The sequence below is a fragment of the Halomonas shengliensis genome (genome assembly GCF_900104135.1).
GTDB lineage: Bacteria > Pseudomonadota > Gammaproteobacteria > Pseudomonadales > Halomonadaceae > Halomonas > Halomonas shengliensis.
The window spans coordinates 21,836-36,426 of the sequence record NZ_FNIV01000016.1 but is presented as its reverse complement, the minus strand read 5'-3'; the positions used below and the strand labels follow the sequence as shown (position 1 = coordinate 36,426).

The 14,591-nt window shown below is 70.8% G+C and carries 15 protein-coding genes and 1 riboswitch; of the genes, 4 read left to right on the top strand and 11 right to left on the bottom strand.

The features are described from left to right. Nucleotides 1–181: 181 nt before the first annotated feature. The 6 genes from BLP95_RS17220 to argF form a co-directional block, all read right to left on the bottom strand. The gene (locus tag BLP95_RS17220; protein WP_089681170.1) at nt 182–1,039 is read right to left on the bottom strand and encodes an N-acetylmuramidase domain-containing protein; all 858 of its coding nucleotides are present in this window, start codon (nt 1,037–1,039) and stop codon (nt 182–184) included. Between the two features lie 109 nt (nt 1,040–1,148). Next, the gene (locus tag BLP95_RS16315; protein ID WP_089681168.1) at nt 1,149–1,958 is read right to left on the bottom strand and encodes a thiazole synthase; all 810 of its coding nucleotides are present in this window, start codon (nt 1,956–1,958) and stop codon (nt 1,149–1,151) included. Next, nucleotides 1,958–2,197, bottom strand: coding sequence for a sulfur carrier protein ThiS (gene thiS / locus BLP95_RS16310; RefSeq protein WP_245678785.1), 240 nt, complete (start codon nt 2,195–2,197; stop codon nt 1,958–1,960). The genes BLP95_RS16315 and thiS overlap by 1 nt, the downstream gene beginning before the upstream one ends. Continuing rightward, a complete protein-coding gene (gene thiO, locus BLP95_RS16305) occupies nt 2,194–3,294 on the bottom strand; it encodes a glycine oxidase ThiO (protein ID WP_089681166.1) in 1,101 nt (366 codons plus the stop codon). The genes thiS and thiO overlap by 4 nt, the downstream gene beginning before the upstream one ends. Nucleotides 3,295–3,353: 59 nt before the next feature. Further along, nucleotides 3,354–3,476, bottom strand: a riboswitch (TPP riboswitch). 88 nt (nt 3,477–3,564) lie between these two features. Then, nucleotides 3,565–3,870 (bottom strand): hypothetical protein, encoded by a 306-nt coding sequence (locus BLP95_RS16300; RefSeq protein ID WP_089681164.1) that lies wholly within the window; start codon nt 3,868–3,870, stop codon nt 3,565–3,567. An 85-nt stretch (nt 3,871–3,955) separates the two neighbouring features. Next, nucleotides 3,956–4,876: an ornithine carbamoyltransferase gene (argF, locus tag BLP95_RS16295; RefSeq protein ID WP_089681161.1), complete on the bottom strand. Its 921-nt coding sequence runs from the start codon at nt 4,874–4,876 to the stop codon at nt 3,956–3,958. Between the two features lie 144 nt (nt 4,877–5,020). On the opposite strand from argF, the gene BLP95_RS16290 reads away from it, so the two are divergent. Beyond that, on the top strand, nt 5,021–5,362 hold the full coding sequence (locus tag BLP95_RS16290) for a Grx4 family monothiol glutaredoxin (RefSeq protein ID WP_023005207.1): 342 nt from the start codon (nt 5,021–5,023) through the stop codon (nt 5,360–5,362). 133 nt (nt 5,363–5,495) lie between these two features. Here BLP95_RS16290 and rnt read toward each other — a convergent pair whose 3' ends face one another. After that, nucleotides 5,496–6,164, bottom strand: coding sequence for a ribonuclease T (gene rnt / locus BLP95_RS16285; RefSeq protein ID WP_089681158.1), 669 nt, complete (start codon nt 6,162–6,164; stop codon nt 5,496–5,498). A 167-nt stretch (nt 6,165–6,331) separates the two neighbouring features. On the opposite strand from rnt, the gene BLP95_RS16280 reads away from it, so the two are divergent. The 3 genes from BLP95_RS16280 to BLP95_RS16270 are packed head-to-tail and all read left to right on the top strand — an operon-like array spanning nt 6,332 to nt 9,063. Further along, a complete protein-coding gene (locus BLP95_RS16280) occupies nt 6,332–7,552 on the top strand; it encodes an argininosuccinate synthase (protein ID WP_089681156.1) in 1,221 nt (406 codons plus the stop codon). 49 nt (nt 7,553–7,601) lie between these two features. Further along, complete coding sequence (locus tag BLP95_RS16275; protein WP_089681155.1) at nt 7,602–7,919, top strand: HlyU family transcriptional regulator; 318 nt, start codon at nt 7,602–7,604, stop codon at nt 7,917–7,919. A gap of 16 nt (nt 7,920–7,935) precedes the next feature. Then, nucleotides 7,936–9,063 carry a DUF294 nucleotidyltransferase-like domain-containing protein gene (locus tag BLP95_RS16270; protein ID WP_089681153.1) on the top strand — a complete coding sequence of 376 codons (1,128 nt, stop codon included), beginning with the start codon at nt 7,936–7,938 and terminating at the stop codon, nt 9,061–9,063. On the opposite strand, the gene BLP95_RS16265 is transcribed toward BLP95_RS16270, so the two are convergent. Genes BLP95_RS16265 through BLP95_RS16250 form a run of 4 tightly spaced genes read right to left on the bottom strand, consistent with a single transcriptional unit; the run spans nt 9,060 to nt 14,484 of the window. Beyond that, nucleotides 9,060–11,807, bottom strand: a complete 2,748-nt coding sequence (locus BLP95_RS16265; protein ID WP_089681151.1) for a sensor histidine kinase — start codon at nt 11,805–11,807, stop codon at nt 9,060–9,062. The genes BLP95_RS16270 and BLP95_RS16265 overlap by 4 nt on opposite strands. Nucleotides 11,808–11,811: 4 nt before the next feature. Further along, nucleotides 11,812–12,027, bottom strand: coding sequence for a hypothetical protein (locus BLP95_RS16260; protein WP_342670392.1), 216 nt, complete (start codon nt 12,025–12,027; stop codon nt 11,812–11,814). A 25-nt stretch (nt 12,028–12,052) separates the two neighbouring features. Continuing rightward, complete coding sequence (locus tag BLP95_RS16255; protein WP_089681149.1) at nt 12,053–14,113, bottom strand: 3'-5' exonuclease; 2,061 nt, start codon at nt 14,111–14,113, stop codon at nt 12,053–12,055. Then, nucleotides 14,113–14,484, bottom strand: a complete 372-nt coding sequence (locus BLP95_RS16250; protein WP_089681147.1) for a response regulator transcription factor — start codon at nt 14,482–14,484, stop codon at nt 14,113–14,115. The genes BLP95_RS16255 and BLP95_RS16250 overlap by 1 nt, the downstream gene beginning before the upstream one ends. Between the last annotated feature and the right edge of the window lie 107 nt (nt 14,485–14,591).

Genomic DNA, 14,591 nt, shown 5'->3' with positions numbered 1-14,591 from the left:
TCTCTAATGATGGCAGTAGGTTAGGCGAGGCTGTAGGCAACACTGGCAGTGTTGAGGTCAGCGGTTCGATCCCGCTAGGCTCCACCAACAAGACACATCGAATCAGCCGCTTAGCGCACCCCGCTAAGCGGCTTTTTCGTGGGCGCCGTTGCGTGCCTCATTGCCATGACGGCGGCTGTCGTCAGGCCAGCATCCCGCCGTCGCCCAAGGCGTGGCTGTGCCGGGCGAAGGCCCGGGCCATCTTCTCGTCGTAGCGGTTGCGGGCGTAGGCGGGGCCGTTGTAGTAGCGGGCGAAGCGCGCCCAGTCCTGGTCGCGCAGGCTGTCGTGCAGGCGCCTGTCCTTGCCGATGAAGCGGACGAAGGCGTCGAGGTGGTCTCGCTCACGCCTGTGCATGCACTCCACGTAGTGGCTGGCGCTGTCGTAGCCCAGGTGCTGCCAGTGGAAGCCCATGATCTGGAAGAGCCCCCAGGAGGCCGACTCCAGGGCGCTGTCGTGGTGGATCCGCTGTGCCCGCGTCAGTCGGTCATACTCCCGTACGCCGCCGGCATAGCCCCCGGCCGAGGGGTTGACCAGGTCGGGGTGCTGGGCGCGGTGGGGCGCGGGGTCTAGGCCATGGTGCTTGAGCCGCCGGTACATGATGTGGCGCTCGAATAGGATGGCCGGCCTGTCGTTGGGAAAGAAGCCGCTGCCGCGTGACTCCACCTCGTTGACCGCCATCACCGCCGCCACGGGTACGTCGAGCTCGGCGGCGGCCCACTCCAGGTCGGCCTGCTGCAGCAGCCGCTCGTCCGGCGGGCTCTCGCGCAACGCCTGCAGGGTCTTGGGGCCCGCGATGCCGTCCGCCACCAGTCCGACCCGGCGCTGGAAGGCGCGTACCGCGCGCTCGGTGGCCGGTCCGTAATCGCCGTCGATCACCAGGCGGTGGCCTGCCTGTTGCAGCAGCCGCTGCAGCGCCATGACCTCCTCGCCGCCGTCCCCGCGCCGCAGCATGCGCACCTGCTGCACCACGAAGTCGGCCTCGTCCTCTCGCTCGCCCATGTCATGCCCTCCCCGTTTGCCTTGTTTCACTCTAGTGAGCGCAGCGAGTCGGCGCCATGTGATCGCCGAGTGAGGCCTGATGCGTGAGCCGGGCTGGCTGGCGTCCTGGCTATCCGCCGGTGTGCCAGAAAGGCTGGCCCAGGGTCGGGGTGCTGGGGCTTGCCGTCTGGCGCCGTTCCATCAGCCCGGCGCTATGGGCCTCGCGGCCCGCCTCGATGGCGCGGGCGAAGGCCGAGGCCATCGCCGCCGGCCGCCGCGCCTTGGCCACGGCGGTGTTGAGCAGCACGCCGTCGAAGCCCATCTCCATCGCCTCGGCGGCCTGGGAGGGGGCGCCGAGGCCGGCGTCGATGATCAGCGGCACATCCAGGCGTTCGCGCAGGGTGCGCAGGGCGTAACGATTCATCAGGCCACGACCGGTGCCGATGGGGGCGCCCCAGGGCATCAGCGCCTGGCAGCCGGCCTCGCGCAGCCGCTGGCAGAGCACCAGGTCGTCGGTACAGTAGGGCAGCACCTTGAAGCCCTGGTCGATTAGTTCCCGGGCGGCCTCCAGCAGCCCGAAGGGGTCGGGCTGGAGGTTGTAGTCGTCGCCGATCACCTCGAGCTTGATCCAGGGGGTGTCGAACAGCTCCCGGGACATCTCGGCCAGGGTGATCGCCTCCCGGGCGGAGCGGCAGCCGGCAGTGTTGGGCAGCAGCCGGCAGCCGCTCTCGCGCAGGATCTGCCAGAAGGCGTCGCCGTCGCCGCCGGCGGGGTTCTGGCGGCGCAGGCCCAGGGTGACCATGTCGCAGTTGGCGGCGGCGATCGCCTCCTGCATCACCGCCGGCGAAGGGTAGAGGGCGGTGCCCAGCAGGAGGCGGCTGGTGAAGGCCTCGCCATACAGCTCCAGGGCGTCATGCTGGTCGTCTTTGAGCGTGTTCATCAGCCGCCTCCTACCGGGGCCACGATATCGATGCGGTCGCCGTCGTCGAGGGTGCGCTCCGCCCAGCTGGAGCGCGGGGCGAAGGTGTCGTTGATGGCCACGGCGACGCGCCGGCCGCCGTAGCCCCAGCGCTCCAGGGCCTGGTCCAGGGCGGTGCCCGCGGGCAATCGGGCGGCCTCGCCGTTGAGGCTCAGGGTGATCTCGTGCATGGCGTGTTTCTCCTGGATGCCTTCCTTCATGATGCGCTCTCCTCGGGGGCGGTCTCGGCCAGCACCGCGGCGAAGGGGCGCTCGCCCGCGCCGCGGACCTCGGCCAGCAGGTGGTCGACCACCGCGGGGGCCAGCAGATAGCCGTGGCGGAAGAGGCCGTTGGCGCTGGTCAGGCCGTCGCGATGGGTGACATGGGGCAGGTTGTCGCGAAACGCCGGGCGCAGGTTGACGCCCTGCTCGAGCACCCGCGCCTCGGCGAAGGCCGGCGACAGGGTATAGAGCACGCTTGAGAGCTCCAGTGACGACTGCAGCGAGATGGGTGAGCGGTCCTCGCTCTCGATGGAGGTGGCGCCGACCACGAAGCGGCCGTCCGGCTTGGGCACCACATAGAGCTGGTAGCGGGGGTGCATCAGGCGCACCGGGCGTGACAGCCGCACCTCCTCGGTGTGCACCTGCAGGGTCTCGCCACGCACGCCACGCAGGGTGGGGTGGCGCGGCCTGGCGCCATGGCCGCGGCAGTCGATCACCCGGTCGAAGGTGCGCCGGCCGGCGGCGCTCTCGACCTCGCCGGGCCGGGTCTCGACCGGCGTATGGGCGTAGCACTCGCCCCCTAGCTCGCGGATCGCCGCCAGCAGCCGGGCGAGCAGCTCGCGGTTGTCCAGGTGGGCCTCCTCCTCGAGGAAGAGGCCATGGCGGAAGCCTTCCGCCAGGTCGGGTTCCAGGGCCTGGAGGTCGGCGCCCGACAGCGGGCGGTAGCGCGCCGGTGCACCCAGGGCGTCGTCGAGCTCGCGGCGGAACTGGGTCAGCTCGCCCTCGTCCTGGGGATGGGCCACCACCAGGCTGCCGTGAGGGTGCCAGAGCCCGGGGGCCTCGAGCTCGGCCAGCCACTCGGGCCAGCGGGTCAGGGCCATGCGGCCCATGTCGTAGACACAGCGCTCGCTGACCACGGTCTCGGCCAGGGGGGCGACCATGCCGGCGGCGGTCCAGGCGGCGGCGGGAGGGGTGTCCAGGTCGCCGGCGTCATAGAGGGTGACGGCGTGGCCGTCGCGCAGCAGGCGCCAGGCCACCAGGCGGCCGAGCAGGCCGGCGCCGGCCACGGCGAAGCGCTGTTGGGGGAGTCGACTCATCGAACGGGCATCCAGCGGGTGGAGTGACGACCAGGCAGGATGCGGGGCAGGAGCGGGCAGGGGTGCACGAGCTTGTTCCCTCCGCAGGCATCAACCTGATCAGGTTCAACGGGTTCGGCCGTACCGATCTCAGCCCTCGTCCAGCGCGCCAGGCGCGTGTCAGGGCTCCCCGACAAGTTGTTCCAACATAACCAAGGAGGCCCGCCGACGCAATCGGCGTCGGCGGGCCTCGGGGGGGACTGCCTGGTGGGGGCGGTGTCGCCCGGGGGATCAGGCGCAGTCCGCCGCGCCCTCGCCGAACATGTCGAACAGCAGCTCGCGGCCGAGGCCGGTGAGCACGAAGCGCCGTTGCTCGTTGAAGGTGGCCGCCTCGCTGGACTCGAGGATGCGCTGGCAGGCGGACCACTCGCGGGAGTCCGCCTCGAGGCGCTCGAGGGTGGCGGGGTCGAGGCCGCGGTGGGGCACGGTCACGGTCTCGAGGACGTGGCCCTGGCGGTAGAGCAGGGCGGCCATGTTGGAGAGGCACTGGCGCAGGCTGCGCTGCATGCCGAAGGTGTCGATCGGGGGAGGTGTCATGCGCCGCGTCTTCCTTGCTGGAATTTGCTGCGGCGCATTATACAACCTTGGTCGTACAAGACCAAGGTCTAAGGGGGTGTCGGCCTCAGTCGTCGACCCGGCCCAGCAGCAGGAACTCGATCAGCGCCTTCTGGGCGTGCAGCCGGTTGCCGGCCTCCTGCCAGACCACGGCCCGCGGGTCGTCGAGCAGGGTCTCGCTGATCTCCTCGCCGCGGTGGGCGGGCAGGCAGTGCAGGAACAGGACATCGTCGGCGGCCCGGTCGAGCAGCGCCTCGGTCACCTGGAGACCGGCGAAGGCCGCCTCGCGCTTGGCCTGCTCCTCCTCCTGGCCCATGGAGGCCCAGACGTCGGTGGTCACCAGGTCGGCACCCGCGACGGCCTCGGCGGGGTCGCGCAGGAGGGTGACACGGTCGCCGGCGGCGGCGAGGATATCCTGGCGCGGCTCGTAGCCTTCGGGGCAGCAGATGCGCAGCCGGAAGTCGAACTGCCGGGCGGCGTTGATCCAGGAGTGGCACATGTTGTTGCCGTCGCCGATCCACACCGCGGTCTTGCCCCGCACCTCGCCGCGCAGCTCGGTCCAGGTCATGACGTCGGCGAGCAGCTGGCAGGGGTGGTAGTCGTCGGTCAGCGCATTGATCACCGGCACGCTGCTGGCGGCGGCGAAGGACTCGAGGCCCGCATGGGAGAAGGTGCGCACCATCACGATGTCGACCATCTCGGAGAGCACCCGGGCGGTGTCGCCGATGGGTTCGCCGCGCCCCAGCTGGGTGTCGCGGGGCGAGAGGAACAGGGCGTGGCCGCCGAAGTGCGCCATGGCGGTCTCGAAGGAGACCCGGGTGCGGGTCGAGGACTTCTCGAAGATCATCGCCATGGTGTGGTTGGGGAAGGGCGTGTAGGTGGGGCCCTCGGCCTTGAGCGCCTGCTTGATGGTGATGGCGCGGCGGATCAGGTGTTCGAGCTCCGCGGGGCTGGCGTCCAGCAGGGTCAGGAAGTGGCGGGTGGCCATGGGCTGCTCCTCGCAAAAACGCTCATCCTAGCCAGCCGCCGGGGGATGCGCAACGCGCCGGGGATCAGTAGAATGGCCCTCACCAAGACCGACCGGCGGACTCGGGTATTCCCCGCCGCCTCAGCATCCGTAACGGGAGACGCCATGAGCACCACCCTCGAGAACATCCAGCGCCAGATCGGCGAGAACCCGATCCTGATCTATATGAAGGGCACCCCCCAGCTGCCGCAGTGCGGCTTCTCCGCCCAGACCGTGCAGGCACTGATGTCCTGCGGCGAGCGTTTCGCCTTCGTCAATATCCTGGACAACCCGGACATCCGCGCCGAGCTGCCCAAGTACGCCAACTGGCCCACCTTCCCGCAGCTGTGGGTCGAGGGCGAGCTGGTCGGCGGTTGCGACATCGTGCTGGAGATGCACCAGAACGGCGAGCTCGAGACGCTGATCAAGGAGACCGCCGCCAAGCACAAGGATGACGCCGAGCAGTAAGCGTCTGGCGACGGGCTACACGCCAACCCCCCGCAGGTGGAAGCCTTCGGGGGTTTTGCTTTAGGTGGATGCCCCACCAAGCCTGAATTCCTTGCGCCTTGCGCCTTGCGCCTTGCGCCTTGCGCCTTGCAGCCTATGGCTTCTCCTCCATCCCCTGCTCGCGCTGGGCCTGGGCCCAGCCGCCGATCTCCCGGTAGCGGTTGACCATGGCGCAGAACAGCTCGGCGGTGCGCTCGGTGTCGTAGCGCGCCGAGTGAGCCTCGCTGTTGCTGAACTCGATGCCGGCGGCGCGGCAGGCGCGGGCGAGCACCGTCTGGCCGTACATCAGGCCGGCCAGGGAGGCGGTGTCGAAGCTGGAGAAGGGGTGGAAGGGGTTGCGCTTGATGCCGCAGCGGGCCACCGCGGCGTTGAGGAAGCCGTGGTCGAAGGCGGCGTTGTGGCCCACCAGGATGGCGCGGGTGCAGCCATGCGCCTTGATCGACTTGCGCACCGGGCGGAAGATCTCGCCCAGCGCCTCGGCCTCGGGCACGGCCACCTGGCGACGCAGTGGGTCGTCGAGGTTGATGCCGGTGAAGTCCAGCGCCGACTGCTCGACGTTGGCCCCCGGGAAGGGCTCGACGTGGAAGGCGTAGGTGGATTCCGGCAGCAGCCTGCCCTCGGCGTCCATGGTCAGGGTGACCGCGGCGATCTCGAGGATCGCGTCGCGCTCGGCATTGAAGCCGCCGGTTTCCAGGTCCACCACCACCGGCAGGTAGCTGCGGAATCGCTGGGCCATCAGGTCGCGGGCGATCGCCTCGCTCATGCACCTCTCCTTCCTGTCCTTGCAGTCTGCGTGTCCTCGGCCCCGGCCCCGGGTCGAATCCGCGCAGTCTAGCAGCTCGGCCGCGGCGCGTCCCGGGGCGGTATTCGCTGCCGGGCTGGCACGCTATACTGACGCCCTCTAGCGTTCACCAGAAAGGAGCTCCCCGAATGTCCGATGTCAAGAAGGTCGTGTTGGCCTACTCCGGCGGCCTGGACACCTCCGTCATCGTCAAGTGGCTGCAGGAAACCTACAACTGCGAGGTGGTGACCTTCACCGCCGACATCGGCCAGGGCGAGGAGGTCGAGCCGGCCCGTGCCAAGGCGCAGGCACTGGGCGTCAAGGAGATCTACATCGAGGACCTGCGCGAGGAGTTCGTGCGCGACTACGTCTACCCCATGTTCCGCGCCAACACCATCTACGAGGGTGAGTACCTGCTCGGCACCTCCATCGCGCGTCCGCTGATCGCCCGCCGCCTGATCGAGATCGCCAACCAGACCGGCGCCGACGCCATCTCCCATGGCGCCACCGGCAAGGGCAACGATCAGGTGCGCTTCGAGCTGGGCGCCTATGCCCTCAAGCCGGGCGTCAAGGTGATCGCCCCGTGGCGCGAGTGGGACCTGACCTCCCGCGAGAAGCTGATGGCCTACTGCCAGCAGCATGACATCCCGGTGGACTTCACCAGCCAGAAGAAGAAGTCACCCTACTCCATGGATGCCAACCTGCTGCATATCTCCTACGAGGGCGGCATCCTCGAGGATCCCTGGGCCGAGGCCGAGGAGGACATGTGGCGCTGGAGCGTCTCCCCCGAGGCAGCACCGGACACGCCCACCTATGTCGAGCTTACCTATGAGAAGGGCGACATCGTGGCGCTGGACGGCGTGCCCATGAAGCCCCACGAGGTGCTGGAGCGGCTCAACAAGCTGGGCGGCGACAACGGCATCGGCCGCCTCGACATCGTCGAGAACCGCTACGTGGGCATGAAGTCCCGCGGCTGCTACGAGACCCCCGGCGGCACCATCATGCTCAAGGCGCACCGCGCCATCGAGTCGCTGACCCTGGACCGCGAGGAGGCCCACCTCAAGGACCAGCTGATGCCCAAGTACGCCGAGGTGATCTACAACGGCTACTGGTGGAGCCCGGAGCGCCGCATGCTGCAGGCCGCCATCGACGAGACCCAGCACAACGTCTCCGGCGTGGTGCGCCTCAAGCTCTACAAGGGCAATGTCATCGTCGCCGGTCGCCAGTCGAAGCAGTCGCTGTTCGACGAGTCCATCGCCACCTTCGAGGATGACGCCGGCGCCTACGACCAGAAGGATGCCGAGGGCTTCATCAAGCTCAACGCCCTGCGCCTGCGCATCGCCGCCGGCAAGGGTCGCCAGCAGGATTGATGCCGAGGCGGGGCGCCGTGGGCGCCCCGCCGGCACCAGGAGGCCGACCATGTTCAAGAAGCTTCTCTCCGGGCTGTTCGGCGGCGACGACGACGCCACCCCCGGCAACGCGCCGGCCGCCGAACCGGTGGAGTACAGCGGCTACCTGATCATCTCCGAGCCGGCCAAGGAGGGTGGCCAGTACCGCGTCAGCGGCTGGATCCGCAAGCCCCTGACCGGCGACGGCGAGGAGGAGGAGGACGAGGTGCTCGAGCACCGCTTCGAGCGCTCCGACATGGTGCCCGGACGCGAGGCCTGCGACGAGCTGATGATCAGCAAGGCGCAGCGCTTCATCGACGAGCTGGGCGACGACATGTTCGCCCGCTGACCGCGGCGCCGACGCCGTGCGCCTGCTGCATCGGGCCTCGCCCTGGCGGACCCTGTTCGCCGGGGAGAGGCTTCCCGACCCTTCCCGCCTGCCCGACCTGCTCGCCCCCCTGCGCGAGGCCCTGGAGGCCCTGGGCCCCGACCCGGAGCTCGCCGACGCCCATGCCTGGCAGCCCCGCCTGGTGACGGCGCTGGTGCGTCTCGACCTGCCCGCCTGGCGCATCAGCCAGCTGATCAGCGACCACAACGCCTGGCTCACCCGGCGTGCCATCCGCCTGGCCGAGGCGGAGATGGCGGGGCAGGGCTGGGGCGCGCCGCCGGTGCGGTTCTGCGTGCTGGTGCTGGGTTCCGGCGGTCGCCACGAGAGCCTGCTCGCCCCGGACCAGGACAACGCCATGATCCTCGAGGACTACCCGGACGCCCGGCACGTCGAGATCGACGGCTACTTCCAGTCGCTGGGCGAGCGCTTCACCGCGCGCCTCGATGCGGCCGGCATCCCGCTGTGCCAGGGCCATGTCATGGCGCGCTGGCCGATGTGGCGCAAGCGCCTCGGCGAGTGGCGGCGCCAGCTGGAGATCTGGAGCGCCGAGCGGCGGGTCAAGCGGGTGCAGCAGGCCAACATCCTGCTCGACTTCACGCCGGTCTACGGCGACGAGGCGCTGGCCGAGGGGCTGCGCGACTGGGTGGCCGAGCGGCTGCCCGGGGCGGGGCTCTTCCTCGACGAGATGGGGGCGCTGTTCGACGAGCAGCCGGTGGCGCTGGATCGCTTCCAGCGCCTGGCCGGCACCCGGGAGGGCGCGCCCCACGAGCGCGCCCTGAACCTCAAGCACCAGGCGATGCTGCCGCTGGTGGCGGCGGTGCGCCTGCTGGCGCTGCGCCACGGCGTTCGCGAGACCGACACCCGGCGGCGCCTCGCCGCCCTGGTGGGCCGCGGGGCCCTCGACGCCGAGCACTGTCACGCGCTCACCGCCGCCCACGCCCGGCTGCAGGGACTGCTGCTGGCCGAGCAGCGCCGCAACCTCGCCGCCGGCCGCCACGCCGACGGCTGGGTGGATATCGCGCGGCTGGGCGAGGACGAACGCCTGCTGCTGCGCCACGACCTCCAGCGGATCCGCGTGCTGCAGAAGCGGGCGCGCCGGGGTTAGGGTGTCTGGGCGGGTGCCTGCGGCAGCTCCATGATCAGGCAGGCGCCGCCAAGGTGGGGCGCCTCCTCGACCCACAGCCGGCCGCCCAGGTGGGCGACGATGCCGCGGCTGATGGGCAGGCCGAGGCCGCTGCCGCGGGGGCGACCGCGGCGCTTGTCGGGCGACTCCTCGGGGCGCTGGATCTGGTGGAACTTCTCGAACACCCGCTCGCGCTCCTCCGCGGCGATGCCGGGGCCGTTGTCCTCCACCGCCAGGCGGTAGTGGTTCTTGTGGCGCACCAGGCTCAGGCGCACCCGCGGCTCGGCCTCGTCGGCGAACTTGCCGGCGTTGTCGAGCAGGTTGATGACCACCTGCTCGAGGCGGTCCGGGTCGCCTACCACCGGCGCCACCTCCACCTCGATCGCCACCTCCAGCGCCACCCCCCGGTCCTCCTGCATATGGTGCACGGCATCCACGCTGTGGCGGGTCAGCGCGACCAGGTCGAGGCGCTGGGGGTTCAGGGTCAGGCGCCCGCTCTCCAGGCGCGCCAGGTCGAGGATCTCCTCGATCAGCCGCGACAGGCGCTGGCTCTCCTTGACCACCACGTCGAGGAAGTGGCGGCGCTTCTCCTCGGGCAGCTCGCCGCTGTCGCGCAGGATCTCGGCGAAGGCACGGATCGATGTCAGGGGCGTGCGCAGCTCGTGGCTGACCATGGCCACGAACTCGTCCTTGAGGCGGTCGAGCTCGCGCAGGCGCTCGTTGGCGGCGCGCAGCTCCTCGCTGGCGCGGGCCAGCTCCCGGGACTTCTGCTCCAGGCGGCGGTTGACCTCCAGGGTCTCCGAGGTGGTGTCGAGGATGCTCAGTATCGACTCGAGATCCAGCGCCTCGCCGCGCACCACCGAGTTGATCAGCACCCGCGCCGAGGCGTTACCCAGCGCCCCTGAGAGCGCCTGTTCGGCGCGGGCGATCTGCGCCGGGCTCGCCGGGGCGGCGGCGTCCTCCTCCTCGCCCGCGGCGGCGTCGGCGAACACCCGGGCGGTGGCGGCGCTGCCCAGGTAGCGGTCGAGCAGGGCGCCCAGCTCGCCGCGGGTGGTCTGGCCGTGCCACAGCGAGCTCTGCAGCAGCTGGGGATGCAGCGCCTCGGTGAAGAGTGCCGCCTGGGTCTGCTCCAGGGGCGTCTGGCGGCTGAACAGCGAGACCCCCACCAGCAGGCCGACGTTGGCCGCGAGGCTCCACAGCAGCGAATGGGTGTAGATGTCCCACCCCTCCAGGCCGAACAGCGCATAGGGGCGCAGCCAGGCGAGGCCGAGGGGGCCGTGCTCCAGGAAGCCGGCATCCAGCCAGCCGGACTGGGCGAAGCCGGGGATCAGCAGCGTCCAGGCCCACACCAGGGTACCGGCGATGAGCCCCAGCGCCGCGCCGCGGCGGTGGGCGCCGCGCCAGAACATGCCGATCAGCATCGCCGGGGCGAACTGGCAGGCGGCGGCGAAGGAGACCAGGCCGATGGTCACCAGGCTGTAGGCGTCACCGATCAGCGCGTGGTAGAGGTAGCCCAGCAGCAGGATCAGCACGATGGCCACCCGGCGGATGCCCAGGAGCCAGCCGGCCAGCTCGCCGCGCCCACCCAGGTGCAGGCGGCGGCTGCGCAGCAGCAGCGGCATCACCAGCTGGTTGCTGACCATGGTGGAGAGCGCGATGGTCTCGACGATCACCATCCCGGTGGCCGCTGAGAGCCCGCCGATGAACACCAGCAGCGGCAGTCCCTGGAGCTCCGCGGCCAGCGGCAGGGTGAGCACGAAGCTGTCGGGGTCGGCGTCGCCGCCCATCAGCAGCAGGCCCGCCATGGCGATGGGGATCACGAACAGGTTGATGGCCAGCAGGTAGAGCGGAAAGAGCCAGCTGGCCCGGGCCAGGTGGCGCTCGTCGACGTTCTCCACCACCAGCACCTGGAACTGGCGCGGGAGGGTCAGGAAGGCGAGGAAGGCGAGCACCAGCATGCCGGCCCAGCCGGTGGCGCCGCCGGGCACGGCGTCGAGCCCCAGGCGCTCGGCCAGTGCCGGGGTGGCGGCGACCCGGGCGAAGAGGTCGCCGGGTCCCTGGAAGAGCACGAACACCGTGAACACCCCCACCGAGAGGAAGGCCACCAGCTTGACCAGCGATTCGAAGGCGATGGCCGCCACCATGCCCTCGTGGCGCTCGCTGGCGTCCAGGTGGCGGGTGCCGAAGAGGATGATGAAGACCGCCAGCACCAGCGCCACCCAGAACGACTTGTCTAGCCAGAAGGGCTCGTCGGCCAGGCGCAGCTCGGCGGCCTCGGGGTAGTTGACCAGCACCGCATGGCTGACGGTGATCGCCTTGAGCTGCAGGGCGATGTAGGGGGTGATGCCGATCAGCGCGATCAGCGCCACCAGCGCGCCCAGGCTCGAGCTCTTGCCGTAGCGGGCGCTGATGAAGTCGGCGATGGAGGTGATGCGCTGGGCGCTAGCGATGCGCACCATCTTGCGGATCACGAAGGGCGCCAGCAGCATCGCCAGCGTCGGCCCCAGGTAGATCAGCAGGAAGCTGGGGCCGAACTGCGCCGCGCGCCCCACGCTGCCGTAGAAGGTCCAGGCGGTGCAGTAGACAGCGATGGAGAGGGCGTAGACGTTGGGCGAGCCGATCAGCGAGCGCCCCTGCTCGGCGCGGCGATCGCCCCAGGCGGCGATCAGGAACAGCAGCGCCAGGTAGCCGAAGGCGACGCCGAGGATCACCGGTTCGCTGCGCATGGGGCTATTCCCTTCGCGGCCGCCGGGTGGAACCGGGCGGGCCTTCCAGCAGCCAGGCGGCCAGGCCGATCACCAGGCCCCAGGCGAGGAAGAGGTAGAGTGGCAGCCAGGAGACCGTCCCGGCGCGGTCGGCCACCAGCACCAGCGGCGGGGTGAACAGCAGCACCGCCAGCACGATCAGTGCCAGCAGCCGTTCGCGGCGGCGCGGGGCGCTCAGCACGACACTGTTCCCGGGGCGGTGGCGGTCATGAGGCGCAGGCATCCTCCTTGTTCAGCGCGCTGGCCTGCAGCGTCAGCGCCTTCTCCAGGGTGTCGATGCCGCGGGCCTCGAGCCGCGGCAGCAGCGAGAGCCACAGCTCGGCGGTGACACGGGCGTCGCCCAGGGCGGTGTGCCGCGTGCCCGGCGGGAAGCTGAGGTCATAGCGCTCGGCCAGGGTGTCGAGGTCGTGGCCGTCGAGGCTGGCATCCAGCGCCCGGGAGATCAGCAGGGTGTCGAGCACCGGCATGTCGAGCTCGATGCCGGCGCCCGGCGGCTGCAGGGCGAGCAAGTCGAAGGCGGCGTTGTGCGCCAGGATCACGGCGTCACCCACGTAGTCGCGGAAGCGCGGCAGCGCCACCGAGAGCGGCGGGGCGCCCTCGACCTCGTCGTCGGTGATGCCGTGGATGGCGGTGCTGGCCGGGGGGATCGGCTTGCCCGGGTCGACGTAGAGGTCGAAGGTCTCGCTGGCCAGCAGGCGGGCGTTGACGATGCGGCAGGCGCCGATGCTGATCACGGTGTCGCCGCGGCGCAGCTCGAGGCCGGTGGTCTCGGTGTCGAAGGCCACGACCTCCAGGGCGCGCAGCGGCCGGGCGGCGAGCTCGGCGTCGGGCGCCGGCAGCTCGGCGATGCCGAAGTCGTGGAACTCGGGACGCGGCGGGGTCGCCGGGCGTGGCGCGCCGACCCGTTCGGCGGCCGGCAGTGGCAGGCGCAGCCGGGCGTGCTCGCCGTCGCCATCGGCCAGGCTCCAGGCGTCGCTGGCGTGCTGGCGCAGCACGTCGGCGACCCGCGGGTTGAGGGGCAGGGAGGCCAGGTGGCGCTGCTGCCACTCGCCTAGCTGGCGCTCGGTGAGCGGCGCCCCCGGCCAGATCAGGTCGAGGTAGACCCGCCGGTTGCCGAGGCATACCTCCCCCTCCAGCGGGATCTCGCCGAGGGTGTCGCGGAGCCGCTCGAGGAGTGACTCCAGCAGCACCAGCAGGGCGATGGCGTCGCCCTTGAGCCACGCCGGCATGCCCACCGCGGTGATCTGCCGGTCGGCGGGCAGGCGCTCGTTGAGGCTCGCCCAGAGGTCGTTGGACCACAGCGGCACCAGCCGCGCCCCCTCCTGCTGCATGCGCTCCACCAGGCCTGCGAGCCCCTCGATGTCGTGGCCCAGGGCCTGGCTCTCCTCCTCGATCACCCCCTCCAGGCGCCTGCGCATGTCGGCCTCGCCCTCGGGCAGGGCGGAGAGGGCATCGGCGGCGCTGGTCAGGCTGGCGCCATGGCGGCGCAGGCGCGGCAGGCCGTCGAGCAGTTCGGCCCGGGCCCCCATCTCGCTGGTCCAGGCGGCGGTGGTGTCGGCCAGGGTCAGCAGGGTCTCGCCGTGGCTGCCGGGTACCCGGCGCAGCATGGCGCGTAGCCAGCGCTCGCCGCTGGGCACCAGCACCTCCCGCGGGGTGCCGTCGGCGGGCAGCTGGCCCAGGGCATCCTGCAGGCTCGCGGCGGGCAGCAGGGTCTCCAGGCGCTTGCCCAGCCCCAGGCCGCTGTGCTCCTCGAAGAGGGTCTCGGCGGCCTGGTTGAAGAGGAGGATGCGGCGGTGGTGGTCGCACAGCAGCAGCGGGGTCTCCAACACCTGGAGCAGGGTCTCCAGCTCCTGGCGGATGCGTGCGGCGCTGCGCGCCCCCTCGGCGTGGGCGGTGGCCAGCCGGGCACGGTCGCTGCGCCACGCCTCGCGTACCCGCACCAGGTCGGGGCCGAGGCTGCGCAGCCAGCCTTCGGGCGGGTAGTCATCGCGGGCATCGGGGTTGGCCACCAGCCGCGCCAGCTGTACCTGAAGATGGCGCAGCGGGGTGAATAGCTGGCGCTCCAGCAGCAGCCCCACCAGGAAGATGGTACCGCCGCCGGAGAAGCAGCCCGCCCACAGCACCAGGCGGGCGATGCCCTGGGGCTGGAAGAGGGTGTCGAGCCACAGCGCGAAGGTGGCGCCACCGAACAGACTGACGCCGCTGAGCAGCAGCCACAGGCCGATCAGCCGCTGGCGGCGGGGCAGGCCGGCGAGGGGGCGGGCCATCAGGACACCTCGGAGAGCAGCGTCTTGACCTTCTCCACCAGCGCCTGGGTGGAGAAGGGCTTGGTGACATAGTCGTCGGCGCCCAGCGCCAGACCCTTCTCGCGCTCCACCTCGCGGCCATGGGCGGTGAGCATGATGATCGGCAGGCGGGCATGGTCCGGGTCGCCGCGCAGGCGCTCGAGCACATCGAAGCCGCTGATGCCGGGCAGGCTGATATCCAGCAGCACCAGGTCGGGAGCGCCCTCCGCGACCCGGTCAAGGGCGCTCTCGCCATCCTCGGCGGTGACCACCTCGAAGCCGGCCTGCTGCATCAGGAACTCCAGCGAGAGGACGATATTGGGCTCATCGTCCACCACCAGCACCTTGGCCATGACGCTCTCCTGTTCGTTGTCATCGTTATTGCCGTCAGTCTAAGGGGCCCGCCACGGGCGGGCAAAGACGACCTTGGCACAAGGCGCCGCGCCGCGGCCGTGCTAGG